Annotated in this window: 13 protein-coding genes; 12 read left to right on the top strand and 1 reads right to left on the bottom strand. The window is 30.4% G+C overall.

What is annotated here, in order from left to right; all coding sequences use genetic code 11:
• Positions 1–159 precede the first annotated feature (159 nt).
• From Ccar_RS17325 to Ccar_RS17305, 5 genes are all read left to right on the top strand, one after another.
• Positions 160–633: a 2-thiouracil desulfurase family protein gene (locus Ccar_RS17325; protein ID WP_007061878.1), complete on the top strand. Its 474-nt coding sequence runs from the start codon at positions 160–162 to the stop codon at positions 631–633.
• A gap of 188 nt (positions 634–821) precedes the next feature.
• Positions 822–1,835, top strand: a complete 1,014-nt coding sequence (locus Ccar_RS17320) for an alpha-hydroxy-acid oxidizing protein (RefSeq protein ID WP_007061879.1) — start codon at positions 822–824, stop codon at positions 1,833–1,835.
• 631 nt (positions 1,836–2,466) lie between these two features.
• On the top strand, positions 2,467–3,363 hold the full coding sequence (locus Ccar_RS17315; RefSeq protein WP_007061880.1) for a phosphate butyryltransferase: 897 nt from the start codon (positions 2,467–2,469) through the stop codon (positions 3,361–3,363).
• Positions 3,364–3,467: 104 nt separating this feature from the next.
• Positions 3,468–5,231, top strand: coding sequence for an indolepyruvate ferredoxin oxidoreductase subunit alpha (gene iorA, locus Ccar_RS17310; RefSeq protein WP_007061881.1), 1,764 nt, complete (start codon positions 3,468–3,470; stop codon positions 5,229–5,231).
• 1 nt (position 5,232) lies between these two features.
• Positions 5,233–5,808, top strand: coding sequence for an indolepyruvate oxidoreductase subunit beta (locus Ccar_RS17305; RefSeq protein ID WP_007061882.1), 576 nt, complete (start codon positions 5,233–5,235; stop codon positions 5,806–5,808).
• A 78-nt stretch (positions 5,809–5,886) separates the two neighbouring features.
• On the opposite strand, the gene Ccar_RS17300 is transcribed toward Ccar_RS17305, so the two are convergent.
• On the bottom strand, positions 5,887–7,347 hold the full coding sequence (locus Ccar_RS17300) for an aminotransferase class I/II-fold pyridoxal phosphate-dependent enzyme (RefSeq protein WP_007061883.1): 1,461 nt from the start codon (positions 7,345–7,347) through the stop codon (positions 5,887–5,889).
• A 256-nt stretch (positions 7,348–7,603) separates the two neighbouring features.
• Between Ccar_RS17300 and Ccar_RS17295 the strand changes: the two genes are divergently transcribed.
• The 7 genes from Ccar_RS17295 (at position 7,604) to Ccar_RS17265 (ending at position 17,318) form a co-directional block, all read left to right on the top strand.
• Entirely contained in the window at positions 7,604–8,212 is a 609-nt protein-coding gene (locus tag Ccar_RS17295; RefSeq protein ID WP_007061884.1) for a 50S ribosomal protein L25, read from the top strand.
• A gap of 122 nt (positions 8,213–8,334) precedes the next feature.
• Positions 8,335–10,068, top strand: coding sequence for a phospho-sugar mutase (locus Ccar_RS17290; protein ID WP_007061885.1), 1,734 nt, complete (start codon positions 8,335–8,337; stop codon positions 10,066–10,068).
• A 491-nt stretch (positions 10,069–10,559) separates the two neighbouring features.
• Positions 10,560–11,627, top strand: a complete 1,068-nt coding sequence (locus tag Ccar_RS17285; RefSeq protein WP_007061921.1) for a tetratricopeptide repeat protein — start codon at positions 10,560–10,562, stop codon at positions 11,625–11,627.
• A gap of 99 nt (positions 11,628–11,726) precedes the next feature.
• Positions 11,727–12,653: a UTP--glucose-1-phosphate uridylyltransferase GalU gene (gene galU / locus Ccar_RS17280; RefSeq protein WP_007061922.1), complete on the top strand. Its 927-nt coding sequence runs from the start codon at positions 11,727–11,729 to the stop codon at positions 12,651–12,653.
• A 132-nt stretch (positions 12,654–12,785) separates the two neighbouring features.
• The gene (locus tag Ccar_RS17275; protein ID WP_007061923.1) at positions 12,786–14,627 is read left to right on the top strand and encodes a polysaccharide biosynthesis protein; all 1,842 of its coding nucleotides are present in this window, start codon (positions 12,786–12,788) and stop codon (positions 14,625–14,627) included.
• A gap of 178 nt (positions 14,628–14,805) precedes the next feature.
• On the top strand, positions 14,806–16,122 hold the full coding sequence (locus Ccar_RS17270; protein WP_007061924.1) for a nucleotide sugar dehydrogenase: 1,317 nt from the start codon (positions 14,806–14,808) through the stop codon (positions 16,120–16,122).
• Between the two features lie 89 nt (positions 16,123–16,211).
• Positions 16,212–17,318, top strand: coding sequence for a Gfo/Idh/MocA family protein (locus Ccar_RS17265; RefSeq protein ID WP_007061925.1), 1,107 nt, complete (start codon positions 16,212–16,214; stop codon positions 17,316–17,318).
• Positions 17,319–17,328 lie beyond the last annotated feature (10 nt).

Here is a 17,328-nt window from a genome sequence, read left to right as displayed (position 1 = left end):
TTTGCGTTAGCAAAACAAGCTTTAAAATAAATTAGTTTTCCGACATAAGGAAGAAAACTTACCTTCATTGTCCTATGTCCTCTGTCAATTGTCCTCTAAAAATATTGTGTCGCAATATTTTTAAAATGGGAAGAATTAATTAGAGGGGAATGAAAATATATGATATTGGTTAGTGCTTGTTTATGTGGGATAAACTGTAAGTACAATGGTGGTAATAACTTAGATTCTAAGGTGTTGGAGTTATTGAAACAAGGAAAAGCTATACCTGTATGTCCTGAGCAATTAGGAGGGCAGAGTACACCAAGACCAGCACATGAAATAAACAATTCTACTGGGGCAGAAGTACTTGATGGAAAGGCTAGAATAATCGGACCAGATGGGGATGATGCTACAGCAGAATTTTTAAAAGGAGCTCATGAAACTCTTAAAATAGCAGAAGAATGTGGAGCAAAGATTGCTATTTTAAAGGCTAGAAGTCCTTCTTGTGGTTATGGAAAAATTTACGATGGTACATTTACTGGAAATAAAATAGATGGAAATGGAGTTACTGCAGAGTTGTTAAGTAGAAATGGAATTACAATTTATACAGAAGAAGATGTTAACAGTGGTAAATGTAAATTTGACCTTGATTAACTTTGCAGATAAATAGGGAAAAATTTTTAATAGTAATAGTTTTGTTGAATTTACTTATATAATTTTAAAAATTAATAATGAAATTTAGTTAATAATCATTGAGATTTAAAATAAATGAACTATAATTAAAGTGTATGTTTAAATCAAAGTATTATATTCATAAAATAGTTTGAGTGGGGGTATAAAAAATGAATTACAAAGAAGTATTAAAAAATGCTCGTGAAAATTTAAATGGAAGTTGTAAGGTTTGCCCAGTTTGTAATGGTAAGGCTTGTTCTGGAGAGGTTCCAGGTATGGGTGGAAAGGGAACAGGAGAAGCTTTTTCAGTTAATGTTGAAGCATTAGATAGTTATAAACTCAATATGAGAGTTATACATGATGCTAAAGACCCAGATACAAGTACAGAATTATTCGGAAAGAAAATGGAAGTTCCAGTATTTGCAGCACCAGTATCAGGAACTACGTTAAATATGGGTGGTAAATTTACAGAAGAACAATACATATCATGGGTAATTGGAGGATGTCTTGATGCAGGTATTTATCCTATGGTAGGAGATACAGCAGTAGATTCATTTCTTATAACAAATCTCCAGCAGTTAAAGGAATTCAATGGGGAAGGAATTGCTATAATAAAACCTTGGGAAAATAGTAATGTTATAAACAAAATAAAACTTTCAGAAGAAGCAGGTGCTTTTGCTGTAGGTATGGATATAGATGCAGCAGGACTTATAACTTTAGCACTTCATGGAAAGCCAGTTGGTCCTAAGACTGTAGAACAAATAAAAGAAATAGTACAAAGTACAAAGCTTCCATTTATATTAAAAGGAATAATGACTGTTGACGAAGCGAAACTTGCAGTAGAAGCAGGAGTAGATGCTATAGTTGTTTCAAATCATGGTGGAAGAGTGCTTGATCAAACTCCAGGTGTAGCAGACGTACTTCCAGAAATTGCAGAAGCAGTAAAAGGTAAGGTTACAATACTTGCAGATGGTGGAGTTAGAAATGGAGTGGATGTTCTTAAAATGTTAGCTTTAGGAGCAGATGCAGTTCTTATAGGAAGACCATTTGTAACAGCTTCTTTTGGAGGAGAAAGAGAAGGAGTAAAACTTTATATAGATACAATAAAAAGCGAATTAAAATCAGCTATGGTTCTTACAGGATGTAAATCTGTAAAAGATGTTACAGATAGAATTTTATACTAAAATATATTAAAAAATCCAGACTTATTGAAGTAAGTCTGGATTTTTTTATGCATACAAAACTTTAATTTAATATTATAAGCATAGTGCAACACAACTTTTTGAGAGGACAGAGGACAATTGACAGAGGACAGTGAAGGATGATTTTTCTCCGCTTTGCTACGAAAAATCTTTAATTAAATTTTTAATGACTCATTTCGCTAAAGCGAAATATTGCTGACTTATGCAAATTCAAAGTTTGTTTTGCATTAGCAAAATAAGCTTAAAAATAAATTAGTTTTCTGACGTAAGGAGGAAAACTCACCTTCATTGTCCTATGTCCTCTGTCAATTGTCCTCTAAAAAATGCTTTGCATTTTTTTATAATGTGAAGGTGGAGTGTATAATTAACAGTACCAAAGGTATTATGACTTTGTACCATTGGTACCATTAATCAAAATATTTAAAAGTAAAAATATTAAAAAAACTAGGAATAGGAGTTTTATAAGTTTGGCATAGTATTTGCTATCTATAATATAGTATTGTCTTAAATTTATTTTTAATATATTTAAATTCTTTTAGTTTATGGGGAATAGTATTACCAATAATGGTGATATGATGTAGTAAATTAATTACAATGATGGAGGTATATATTTATGGTGAAAAAACTGGAACAATTGATAAGCTTAGCTAAAGAAAAAAGCAAAAAAACACTTTCAGTAGCAGTAGCTCAGGATAAAGAAGTTTTAACAGCTGTAACAGAAGCAGTTAAAACTGGAATAGTAGATGCTATTTTGGTAGGTGACGAAGACGCTATAAGAAGTATATCTAAAAAAGAAAATTTATGTATAGATGGTATTAAAATAGTAGACGAAAAGGATATAAAAAGAGCAGCAGCAAAAGCTGTAGAATTTGTATCTAATGGAGAAGCACAATTTATAATGAAGGGAATGCTTGGAACTGCAGATTTGTTAAGAGCTGTATTAAATAAAGAGGCAGGTCTTAGAGGTAAGGGATTACTTTCACATGTAATGATTTATCAAGTTCCTTCATATCACAAATTAATTTTTCTAACTGATGGAGGAATGGTTCCTTATCCAACTTTGGAGGACAAGATAGGAATAATAAATAATTGTGTAAAGGTTGCACACAAGTTAGAAATAGAAACACCTAAAATAGCGCCTGTTTGTGCAGTAGAAGTAGTTAATCCTTCAATGCAGGCAACTATTGATGCAGCTTCATTAACTCAGATGAATAAAAGAGGACAAATAAAAGGATGTATTATCGATGGACCTTTGGCTTTTGATAATGCAATATCAAAGGAAGCAGCAGAACATAAAGGTATTGTAAGCGAAGTAGCAGGAGATGCAGATGTGCTTTTAGTTCCTAATATAGAATCTGGCAATTTTGTAGGAAAATCTATGACGTATTTTGGAAATGGAGAAAATGCTGGAGTCATTATGGGTGCTAAGTGTCCTGTAGTTCTTGTTTCAAGAGCAGACAGTGCTAAATCAAAATTATATTCTATAGCATTAGGATCTATAGTGTCATAATTAAATAATTTTATTGGATTAAATAAAGCATAATCTAATTGAACTTTAAGCAGTAATGTGAAATGTTAAGTTAATTAAGATAATTTAAAAATGGAGGTATATATATGAAAGTCATTATGTCAGGAAATGAAGCCATTGCAAGAGGTGCATATGAAGCAGGATGTAAAGTTGCGTCTGCTTATCCTGGAACACCTAGTACAGAAATACTTGAAAACTTTGCTACTTATGATGGAGTATATGCAGAATGGGCACCAAATGAAAAGGTTGGTTTGGAAGTAGCTTCAGGAGCAGCCATTGGAGGAGCTAGAAGTTTAACAACTATGAAACATGTAGGTTTAAACGTAGCTGCAGATCCATTATTTACTATGGCATATGAAGGTGTAAATGGAGGCTTAGTAGTAGTTACAGCTGATGACCCAGGAATGCACTCATCACAAAATGAACAAGATAACAGACTTTTTGCACCTCATGCAAAGATAGCTATGGTAGAACCATCAGATTCACAAGAATGTAAAGATTTTATGAAAGAAGCTTTTAATATAAGTGAACAATTTGATACAGTTGTACTTTATAGAAGTACTACAAGAGTTTCTCATTCCAAGAGTGTAGTAGAATTGGGAGAAAGAAAAGAATCAGAAGTAAAACCTTATGAAAAAGATATAACAAAATATATAATGATACCAGCACATTCTAAAAAGAAGCATTATGAAGTAGAAGAAAGACTTAATAAATTAAAGGAATACTCTAATAATTGCAGTTTAAATAGAATGGAAATGATAGATAGTAAAATAGGTATAATTACTAGTGGTATATCCTATCAGTATGTAAAGGAAGTTTTTGGGGACAAAGTTTCTGTATTAAAAATAGGAATGAGTTATCCACTTCCAGACAAAATGATGAAAGAATTTGCATCAAAAGTTGAAAAAGTTTATGTTGTAGAAGAAAATGAACCTTATTTAGAAAATGCACTTAAGGTTTTAGGAATAAATTGTATAGGAAAAGAAGTTATTCCTATATGTGAAGAGTTAAATCCAGACATTATAAGAAAGGCTATATGTAATGAGAGCCATGAACAAAATTATACAGTAGATATAAAAGCTCCATCAAGACCTCCTGTACTTTGTCCAGGATGTCCACACAGAGGAATTTTCTATGCAGTTTCAAAATATAAGGATAATATAATATCTTCAGGAGATATAGGATGCTATACTTTAGGTATGGTAGCTCCTTTAAATGTAACTGATACTTGTGTTTGTATGGGAGCTTCAATTACAGCTGGACTTGGAATAGAAAAAGCAAATCAGTTAGCAAACAGGGATAAGAAAGTATTTGCATTTATAGGAGATTCAACATTCTTCCACTCTGGTATGACAGGACTTACAAATTCAATATACAATAATATACCTATAGTTACATGTATATTAGATAACAGAACTACAGGCATGACAGGTCATCAGGAAAACCCTGGAACTGGAAAAACATTACAAAATAGACCGGCTCCGATGATAGATATAGAAAAAGTTGTACTTGCATTAGGTATAAAAGAGGAAAACTTGAAAGTAGTAGATCCTTATAAATTAGAAGAAACTGAAGCGGCTGTAAAAGCAGCATATGAGAGCAGTGAGCCTTTTGTTATAATAACAAAACAACCTTGTGCTTTAAAGAAGGATGTTATAAAGAGAAGAGCAAATATGCATTGTAATGTAGATTCAGATAAATGTAAGAAATGTAAAGCATGCTTAAAAACAGGTTGCCCAGCACTTAAGTTTAAAGATAATGTAGTCAGCATAGATAAAAATATGTGTAATGGATGTGAATTATGCAAACAGGTTTGCAAATTTGATGCTATAGAAAAGGTTGGTGAATAATATGAGCAGTGTTAAAAGTATATTATTCGTAGGAGTAGGTGGACAAGGAACTATACTTGCTTCCAAGATTTTAACAGAAGGCTTATTAAAAAATGGATATGATGTAAAGATGTCTGAGGTTCATGGTATGGCACAAAGAGGTGGCAGCGTTACTACTCAAGTTAGATTTGGGGAAAAGGTTTATTCACCACTTATAGAAAAGGGAACAGCAGATGTTATAGTAGCTTTTGAAAAAAGTGAAGCAGCAAGATGGCTTCCTTACTTAAAAAAGGATGGATACTTAGTTATAAATGATTATGAAATATATCCAGTTCCAGTCCTAATAGGTGAAGAAGAATATCCACAAAATGTTAATGAAACGTTAAAGAAGACAGTTAAAAATACAATAATAGTTAATGCTTCCCAAATCGCAGAAGAGCTTGGAAACATAAAAGCTCAAAATGTTGTTCTTTTAGGAGCATTACTTAAGGCGCTTAAATTAGAAAATATAAATTGGAATGAAGTTTTAGAAGTTATAGTTCCACCTAAAGCTGTTGAATTAAATAAAAAGGCTTTAGTAAAAGGCATAGAAGCTTAATTAGAAATAAAGAAATTAATAACAACAAAAGTTATACCCAGCATTTTTAAAGTGCTGGGTATTTTAAATATATTTTTACTATTTTACAACTTTGATGATTTCTACTTCAGGATCTTCAGTTCCCTGAACGTATAATCCAGTATTCTTAAGCATTTGAACATAGTCTATAATTTCTTTGGTTATTTCTTCACCAGGACACAATATAGGAATTCCTGGTGGATAAGCCATTAAAAATTCTCCACTTATCATACCAATACTTTCTTTTAAAGGAACTGGAGTTTTATTCCCATTGAAAGCTTCTCTAGGAATTTTAATTTGTTTTGGTATAGAAGGAATATCTATAAAATCTGACTTTTTATTTCCTTTACCATAATATTGTTTGCTTATTTCTTTTAAAGCATTTATAAGAGCATTTATGCTGTATTCTGTGTCACCAAATGACCCTACTGCAAGTACGTTATATAGATCGGAAAGTTCAAGCTGTATATGGTATTTGTTTGAAAGTATCATATCTAAATCATATCCAGTTATCCCTAAGTCTCTACATGTTATTGTTATTTTAGTTGGATCAAGGGCAAAAACACCGTCATTCCCTAAAATTTCATCTCCGAAACAATAAAAGCCTGGAATTTTGTTTATTTCCTGTCTAGCATAGTTTGAAAGCTCAATAGTTTTATCTAAAAGTTCTTTACCGCTAAGAGCAATTTGTCTTCTTGCACAATCCAATGAAGCCATCAATATATATGAAGGTGATGTAGTTTGTAATAAAGATAAAATTTGTTGAACTCTATTTATATCTATACGATTAGAGCGAACCTGTAGTAAAGAACATTGAGTTAAGGCTCCAATTATTTTATGTGTGCTTTGAGCACAAATATCAGCTCCAGCTTCCATTGCAGAAGTTGGCAGTTTTTCATTAAAACCAAGGTGTGGACCATGTGCCTCATCTACTATTAAAGGAATGTCGTAACTATGAACTATATCTGCTATTTTTTTTATATCAGTAGCAACCCCATAATAAGTTGGATTTATAATTAAAACTGCTTTTGCATCAGGATTTTTTTTCAGTGTTTCTTCAACTGTTTCTGGTGTAACTCCATGAGCTATACCAACTTTTTTATCCAATGCAGGCTGCATATAAACAGGTATCGCACCACTTAATATAATACCAGCGGTAATTGATTTATGAACATTTCTTGGTATTATTATTTTTTCTCCAGCTTTAACTGCAGACATAACCATGGCTTGGATAGCACCTGATGTTCCATGTATTGAAAAAAAAGCAGCATCTGATCCATATGCATCAGCGGCTAATTGTTGTGCCTTTTTTATAGCACCAGTGGGATGATGGAGACTATCAACTGATTTGAAAACTGTAACATCTATTTTAAATGGGTTTTCTCCTATAAATTTTTTAAATTCTTCATCCACACCTACGCCTTTTTTGTGTCCAGGAACATGAAAAGGAATGGTTTCCTTGTTTACATATTCCATTAATGCATCAAATAAAGGGGTTTGAGTTTGATCTAATTTATACACCTTGATAAAGCACCTTCTTTCATAAAAGTACGCCCTTTGAACTCTGATGATTCAAGGGTTGGCCTACATTTTCATTTAAACCAATATAATTATATGTTAAATGTTTTGTAAATGCAACAATGTGGAGGAATTTTATAAATAAATATTTTTTGAAGTAAAAATTGTGAATAATATAAATAATTATGTAAATAATTAAAAATATGATTAACAATGTTTTAAATGATATTTTATAGGATATGTATGGGAGGAGTTTAAAATGGAAGAATTAGAATTACATAAAAGAAATAAAAATACAGTACATGAAGCTAGAAAGGAAAGGAAATCAGGCAAAATACCAGGTATTATTTATGGAAAGAATATAAACAATTTAATGTTTGAAATAGGAGAACTTGAATTAAATAAAAAAATTAGTTCTACAGGAGAACATGGTGTATTAGAGGTTGAACTTGGGTCAGAAAAACATAGCACATTAATAAGAGAAGTACAAAGAAATCCTGTAAATCATAAAATAATTCATATAGATTTAGAAGAAATTCCTAAAAATCAAGCTATTCAAACAGATGTCCCTATATTGTTTATGGGTGAAGATTTTGTATCAAGAAAAGGCGGTGTTGTTCAAAAAGAAAGAACCAATGTAAAGGTTCAGTGTAAGTATGAATATATACCTAAACATATCGATGTAGATGTTTCAAAACTAGAAATAGGTGATTCCTACAGAGTAGCTGATATAGAACTTTCACAAGAGATAACTTTTATAGATGATTTAAATACTTTAATAGCATTTGTGACTTGTAACAATAAGCTATCAGATAATCCAATAGATGCAATTACAGAACCTGAAAATACTGGTGATAATGGTGAATAACCATTATCACCAGTATTTTTATAAAAAGTTTATAAAATTGTTTATCATTATACTCATTATTGTAATATAATTGTAGTATAATAATAAATGTTAAATATTACATATTAAAGGAGGGCTATAAAATGTCTTATAGAGAAAAATATGATTCTTGGTTGAGTTCGGAATTTTTAGATGAAAGTTCAAAATTGGAATTGAAAAATTTACAGGATGAAAAAGAGATAGAAGATAGATTTTATAAAGATTTAGAATTTGGAACAGGTGGCCTAAGAGGAATTATTGGTATGGGTACCAATAGAATGAATATACATACTGTTGGGAAAACTACTGAGGGGTTATCACAATACTTGTTAAATAAGTATGAAGGGGATATTTCTGTAAGCATAGCTTATGATTCAAGAATAATGTCTAAAGAGTTTGCAATGGCAGCAGCAGCAAATTTGTGTGCTAATGGTATAAAGGTTTATTTATTTGAATCATTAAGAGCAACACCTATATTATCTTATACAGTAAGGCATTTTAAAAGTAAAGCCGGTATTGTAATAACTGCATCACATAATCCAAAAGAATATAATGGATATAAGGTTTATGGAGAAGATGGTGGACAGGTTACGGATAAATCTGCAAAGGAAATTTTTTCATTTATTGAGGAAGTAAATGATTTTAATAAAATAAAGACTATGAATGTTGAAGATGCAAAGAAAAATGGACTTTTAAATATAATAGGAGAAGAAGTAGATAAAGAGTATATTAGTAGAGTAAAAAATCTAACTATAAGAAAAGAATTAGTAGATAAATATGCAGATGAGTTAAAAATAATTTACACTCCAATACATGGAGCAGGTAATATACCAGTAAGAAGAGTTCTTAAGGAATTAGGATATAAAAATGTGACTGTAGTAAAAGAACAAGAACAGCCAGATGGATATTTTCCTACAGCAGCTTATCCTAATCCGGAAGATCCTAAGGTTTTTAATATAGCATTGGAAATGGCGAATAAAATCCAACCTGATATAATATTTGGAACAGATCCAGATTGCGATAGAATAGGTATAGTTGTTAAAGATAATAATGGAGAATATAAAGTATTAACAGGTAATCAGACTGGAGCACTATTAACTCATTATATATTATCATCTTTAAGAGAACTGAACAAATTACCTGAAAATGGAACTGTAATAAAAACAATAGTTACTACTGAAATGGCATCGGATATTGCAAAGGACTATGGAGCAAATCTTGTGGATGTATTGACTGGATTTAAATATATAGGTGAGAAGATAGGAGAATTTGAAAAAAAGGGAGATAAAAAATACCTATTTGGATTTGAAGAAAGCTATGGGTATTTAGCAGGAGACTTTGTAAGAGATAAAGACGCAGTTATAGCTTCAATGCTTATATGCGAAATGACACTATATTATAAAAACAAAGGTATAAATTTATATGAAGCTTTAATGAATTTATATAAAAAATATGGCTTTTATAAAGAAAAATTAGTGTCATTAGTGCTTAAAGGAAAAGAAGGACAAGAAAAAATAGAAAAAGCTCTTCAATATTTAAGACATTCCATGAGATACACTTTAGGCGAAGTTAAAATAGCAAAGAAAATGGACTACAAGATAAGTATAGAAAAAGATTTAATAAATATTAGTGAAAAAGTAATAGAATTACCTAAATCAAATGTACTGAAATTTATAATGGAGGACAATTCCTGGTTTGTAGTAAGGCCTTCAGGTACTGAGCCTAAAATGAAGATTTATTTATCAGTAACTGGCAACAGCATAGAAGATTCAGAAGAAAAAATGAAATTATTTGAAAATAATGTTATGAAAATCATAGATGAAGCATGTAATTGTTAGAAGATTTAATGAATAATTAATAGCTCAATTTTCTTATAAAAGTTTGAGCTAATGTAAGCATAATGCGATGCAACTTTTTTCAGAGGACAGAGGACAATTGACAGAGGACAGTGAAGGATGATTTTTCTCCGCTTTGCTACGAAAAATCTTTAATTAAATTTTTGAGAGCTCGTTTCACTAAAGTGAAACATTGCTGACTTATATAGATTCGAAGCTTGTTTTGTGTTAGCAAAATAAGCTTAAAAATAAATTAGTTTTCCGACGTAGGGAGGAAAACTTACCTTCACTGTCCTCTGTCCTCTGTCAATTGTCCTCTAAAAAATGCTTCGCATTTTTTTAAACTGTGAAGGTTAGTTAATAATTCTTAATTTTGCTTTTTCAAGTATACCTGTGATATAATTATGAACTATTGTAGTTTTTACTTTAAATTAACTAATGTTTGTAGTAAAATTCAAAGTGTCAATATATTAGATTAAGTAGGTGTTATATTTATGAATACAAAATCTCGTTTTGCAGACAAATTATCTGAAGTTTTATTTTTAGAAATAAAAAAGGAAAATATAAAAAATTTGTTTCATATAGAAAGCAATGAGGATGTATATGTTCCGGTTAAAGCTTCTAGTATAGTAGGTAAGGTTAAGACAGAAAAAAATGTCGGTCAGCTTCCTGTAAGCTTTTTTATTGAAGGTATGTTTTATGTTATGGGAGCAGATGAAAAGTTTAAGTTTAATGATGTGTATACTAATATATTAATTAATTTAAAAGAGAGCGATAAGTTTATTAAAGGGAAAATTGCAGAAAATATAAAACATAAAAATTATGAGGATGCATATATACTTATTAAGGGATTGTGCAAAATTGAAGATAATGTTGAAATTTATGATAAGGTTCTAATAATAGTAGATGAGCTAAGAAAATTAGATAAAAGCTACGAAGATGAAGAATTACAAATTATTGAAGAGTTAAAGAAATACGAAAATTATCCAATGCCATATTTTTATGAAGCACTTATAATGAAAGAACGTGGAGATTTTGATAAGGCTCTTTTTTGCATAAATACTTATATTTCTGGTGGTGGAGAAGAATCTTTAGATATTACAGAATTTAAGGAATCACTAAAATTAATTATAAATTATGAAAAAGGTAAGGAAATATTATACGATATGCCTAAAGAAGCTTTAAGCTTGCTTTTACCTCTTCTTGATGAATTTGGGGACGATGCTACGCTTTACTATTATATTGCTATAGCATATAGAATATTAGAAAATTACGAAAAAGCTATATATTATCTAAATGAGTCAATAAGTATAGATAGTAGTATTGTTGAAGTTATAAATGAACTTGGAATAAATTATGCTTCACTAGGTGACTATGAAACTGCTATAGGATATTTAAGAAAAGCTTTTGAAGCAACTAAATCTATAGAGATATGCACTAACCTTATCATGTGTTATTTAAATAATAAAGACATAAAAAATGCTAAACTTCACTTGGAAATTGCAAAAAAAATAAATCCTGAGGATGAGGTTGTGGTTCAACTCTCCGAAATAATAAAGTGAAAATAATTTTTTACACAAGTATATAAAGATAATAAACGTAAAAAATAAATAGGGTATGTATTTTGTAATATTTTGATTGGGAGTGAAAGGAGATTTTTTATGACTGTAAAAAAAGCTATAATACCTGCGGCAGGACTTGGAACAAGATTTTTGCCTGCCACTAAGGCACAACCTAAAGAAATGCTTCCTATAGTTGATAAGCCTACAATACAGTATATTATAGAGGAAGCAGTAGCTTCTGGAATAGAAGAAATTCTTATAATAACAGGAAGAAACAAAAGAGCTATAGAGGATCATTTTGATAAATCAATAGAATTAGAAAAAGATTTAGAAGATCATAAAAAAGAAGAGTTACTGTATTTAGTTAAGGAAATATCTAATATGGCAGATATATATTACATAAGACAGAAAGAGCCTAAAGGACTTGGACACGCTATAAGCTGTGCAAGAACCTTTGTTGGAAATGAGCCTTTTGCAGTAATGTTAGGTGATGATGTAGTAGATAGTGAGATTCCTTGTTTAAAACAGCTTATAGACTGCTATGATGAATACAAAACATCTATTATAGGTGTGCAGGAAGTCAATAAGGAAGATGTATATAAATATGGAATAGTAAAAGGAATGTATATTGAAGATAGGGTTTATAAAGTAAAGGACTTAGTTGAAAAGCCTAAGGTAGAGGAAGCACCTTCAAATATTGCTATATTGGGTAGGTATATAATAACTCCTGCTATATTTGATATACTAAGAAATACTACACCAGGTAAAGGAGACGAAATTCAGCTAACAGATGCATTGAGAACTTTAATTAAATCTGAAGCAATGTATGCATATAATTTTGAAGGAAGAAGATATGATGTAGGCGATAAATTAGGATTCCTTAGGGCTACTGTAGAGTTTGCACTAAGAAGAGATGAACTAAAAGAATCCTTTATGGAATACCTTTTAACACTAGGTGAAACAGATTTTTTTAAACAACTTAAAAATGAGATATCAGAAAAAAAAGATAGGAGTAAAGAGCTGTAAAATCTTACAACTCTTTTTTTAGCTGCAATCACTTATTAAAAAAATATATTGAATAATTTTTTCTATGATGTAAAATAGAAAAAGGGAGTTTTAATATAAAGCTTTTACAATAATGTTTGAGGATGTGTTAACGTGGAGAGAGACAAGAAGCTTATAATATATGATATAGTTTTTCTTATAGCGTCTTTATATTTTTCTTTTCTTTTGAAATTTGATTTCAAAATACCAGCAGAATATATGATAATTATAAAGTTATCAGTAATTCCAGTGGTTGTCATAACTTTAATATTTAACAAGTTTTTTAAATTATATAATAGTATATGGAAATATGCTTCTATTGAAGAATTAATGTCTATTATATATTCAATATCCATATCAAATATTATATTTGTAATATATAGTTATGTTATAAATTATAAATTCTTAGAAAAGACACCTTATTACAGATTTCCATTTTCAGTACATATAATATTTTGGATTCTATCTGTAATTGCATTAGGTGGAATAAGATTTAATTACAGAGTTAAAGAAGAAAGTAAAGAAGAAAAGACTGGAAAAAAACATGATAAGAAATTACTTATAATTGGAGCAGGTGATGCTTCAGCAATGCTTATAAAAGAGATAAAAAGGCATAAAGACTTAACTTATGATGTAGTTGGACTTATAGATGATGATGAGTCTAAAAAAGGAAAGCTGATTAATGGAATAAAAGTCATAGGTGGAAGAGAACATATAAATAGAGTATGCAATCAAAAAGGCGTAGAGGAAATTATACTGGCTATGCCATCAGCAGACCTGAGAATAAAAAGGGAAATAATAAATATATGTAAAAATACTAAGTGTAAGTTAAAAACTCTACCAGGAATATATCAAATAATAGATGGAAAAATTAATATAAGTAAGTTAAGAGATGTTAATATAGAGGACTTACTAGGAAGAGATGAAGTCAAGCTTAATAATGAAAATATCAATAAATATATAAAAGATAAAACTATTCTTGTTACAGGGGGAGGTGGCTCAATAGGGTCAGAACTTTGTAGACAAATAGCCAGATTTAATCCTAAAAAATTATTGATATTAGATATTTATGAAAACAATGTATATGATGTGCAAATGGAATTGAATTATAATCATCCTGAGCTTAATAAAGAAGTTATTATAGCTTCTATAAGGGATAAAAAAAGAATGAATAAAATTTTTGACAAGTATAAGCCAGATGTAGTATTTCATGCAGCAGCGCACAAACATGTACCATTAATGGAGGAAAATCCATCAGAAGCTATTAAAAATAATATTATAGGTACATACAACATACTTAAATGTTGTGATGAATTTAAAGTTAAGAAATTTGTACAAATAAGTACAGATAAAGCTGTAAATCCTACTAATATAATGGGAGCTACTAAGAGGTTCTGCGAAATTATGGTTCAAGCCTTTGATAAGGCTAGTGAAACAGAGTATGTAGCAGTTAGATTTGGTAATGTTTTAGGAAGTAATGGTTCGGTAATACCACTATTTAAAAAGCAAATAGCTCATGGAGGTCCAGTTACGGTAACTCACCCTGAAATAAATAGATTTTTTATGACTATTCCAGAAGCAGCACAGCTTGTAATTCAAGCAGGAGCTATAGCTAAAGGTGGAGAAATATTTGTACTAGATATGGGGCAGCCTGTAAAAATAGTAGACTTAGCTAGAGATTTGATAACTTTATCAGGTTATAAACCTGATGTAGATATAAAAATAGAATATACAGGACTTAGACCTGGTGAAAAATTGTATGAAGAATTATTAATGAATGAGGTTGCTTTAACTTCTACAGAGCATGATAAAATATTTGTAGATAAACCTATTGGTGAAGATATGGGATTTATAGAAGAGTCAATAGAGCAATTTAGTAATGTTGCTTATATGGATAAGGAAAGCATAGTTAAGCTTGTTGAAGAAAAAGTGCCAACATATAAAAGAAAAAAATAAAGTTAAATCACAAATGATAAATTTAAAGTGTCATTTGTTAAGTATATTTCAGATTACTTAAAAAAAATAATATCTGAAAATTATAAGTATGTTAATATATAAACATACAGAAAGTTAAGCTAATAAGCGTAACAGTAGATACAGTTACGAGATTATAGGAAATACGGGAGGAAGAAAGATGTCACAGTTAAGAGATGAATTAATATCAAAGTTAAAAAACAAAACAGCTAAACTTGGTGTTGTAGGATTAGGTTATGTAGGACTTCCACTTGCAGTTGAAAAGGCTAAAGCTGGATATAATGTTATTGGATTTGATGTTCAAGATAAAAAAGTAGAAATGGTTAATAAAGGCGAAAATTATATAGGCGATATATTAGATACAGACTTAGAAAAATTAGTAGAAGAAGGAAGATTGAAAGCTACTACAGATTTTAGCTTTGTAAAAGATGTGGACGCTGTTTCAATAGCAGTACCAACACCATTGGATTTATACAAACAACCAGATTTATCTTATGTTGTAAATTCAGCTAAAAGTGTTGCAAAATATTTACACAGAGGAATGCTTATAGTTCTTGAAAGTACAACATATCCAGGAACTACTGATGAAGTATTAAAACCAATTTTAGAAGAAAGTGGACTAAAATGTGGAAAAGATTTCTTCTTAGCATTTTCACCAGAGAGAGTTGATCCAGGTAATAAACAGTATAAAACTAAGAATACTCCAAAGGTAGTTGGTGGTTGTACAGCAGAATGTACTGAAGTAGCTGCTACTCTTTATAGAAATGTTTTACAAGGAGAAGTTTTCACAGTATCTTCACCAGCTGTAGCTGAGATGGAAAAAATACTTGAAAATACTTTTAGAAACATAAATATAGGTCTTGCAAATGAAATGGCTATATTATGTAATAGAATGAAAATAGACATATGGGAAGTAATAGAAGCTGCTAAGACTAAACCATATGGATTTATGGCATTTTATCCAGGTCCAGGACTTGGTGGTCACTGCATACCATTAGACCCATTTTATTTGTCATGGAAAGCTAAAGAATTTGATTTCCATACTAAATTAATAGAAGCATCAGGAGATATAAATGATTCTATGCCAGCTTTTGTAGTAGATAATGCAATGAAGCTTTTAAATACTCAAAAGAAAGCAATGAATGGTGCAAATGTATTATTATTGGGTGTAGCCTATAAAAATGATATTGATGATATGAGGGAATCACCAGCTCTTAAAGTTATAGAGCATTTAGAGAAAAATGGTGCAAATATAATAATAAACGATCCTTATATTCCTAAATTTAAACACAATGGAAAAGAGTACGTTTCAGTAGAGTGGCAGGAAGCAATAAAGACTGCTGATATTGTAATTATAACTACAAATCACAGCTGCTATGATTATGAAACAATAGTTGAAAAAGCTAATTTGCTTTATGATACAAGAAATGCTACAAAGGATGTAAAGAATAACAGAGAAAAAATTCATAAGCTATAGTAAAATTTTCGGAAGGCAGATCACCTTCCGAAAATGTTATTAAACGATGGTTTAGATTAATGGAAATAAAAAATCAGGAGTGATGGAGTATGAAAACAATGAAGTTTGCAATTATAGGATGTGGAAGAATATCTTATAAGCATGTAGAAGCATTAATTGCTAATAAAGAAGAAGCTGTTTTAGTGGCTACTTGTGATGTTATAAAAGAAAAGGCAGAAGAAAAAAGACAAGAATATGTAACAAAGTTAGGAAAAGATGCTAAAGTATCTGTATATACAGATTATAAAGAAATGCTTGAAAAAGAGGAAATAGATGTAGTAACTGTAGCTACAGAAAGTGGTTATCATCCAGAAATAGTTATGTACTGCATGAATAAGAAGAAGCATGTTATAGTTGAGAAGCCAATGGCTTTATCCATAGAAGATGCTGACAAAATGATAAAGTGTGCAAAAGAAAATAATGTTAAGTTGTGTGTAAGTCATCAAAATAGATTTAATTTACCAATACAACAATTAAGAAAAGCTGTAGAAGAAAATAGATTTGGTAGACTTGTTAATGGAACTGCAAGAATACTTTGGAATAGAAATATGGGCTACTATACTCAAGCTCCATGGAGAGGTACATGGAAGCTTGATGGTGGTACTTTGATGAATCAGTGTATACATAACATAGACCTATTGCAGTGGATGATGGGTGGAGAAATTGATACTGTATATGCACAGTGTGATACATTTTTAAGAGATATAGAAGCAGAAGATTTTGGAGCAATAATTATAAGATTTAAAAATGGTGCTATAGGAATAGTAGAGGGAAGTGCTTGTGTATATCCAAAGAATTTGGAGGAAACTTTAAGCATATTTGGAGAAAAAGGAACTGTAGCCATAGGCGGTCTTGCGGTAAACAAAATAGAGACATGGAGATTTGAAGACAATAAAGACAATGAAGATGAAATATTAAAAGCTCAAGGTGCTGATCCAGATTCTGTTTACGGATTTGGTCATAATCCATTATTTAAAGATATGATAGATGCTATAAATAATGATAGAGCTCCTCTTGTAAGTGGTGAAGAAGGCAAAAAAGGTATGTCTATAATTCTTGCAGCATACAAATCAAGACTTACAGGAATGCCAGTTAAGTTCCCTATGGAAAGTTTTTCAACTATGGAAATGGTGAACGTGGAGAAAATACATAAATAATAGTATTTTA

It is taken from the genome of Clostridium carboxidivorans P7 (genome assembly GCF_001038625.1).
Lineage (GTDB): Bacteria > Bacillota > Clostridia > Clostridiales > Clostridiaceae > Clostridium_AM > Clostridium_AM carboxidivorans.
The sequence above is the reverse complement of the archived record's forward strand: the minus strand, read 5'-3'. Positions and strand labels throughout refer to the sequence as shown.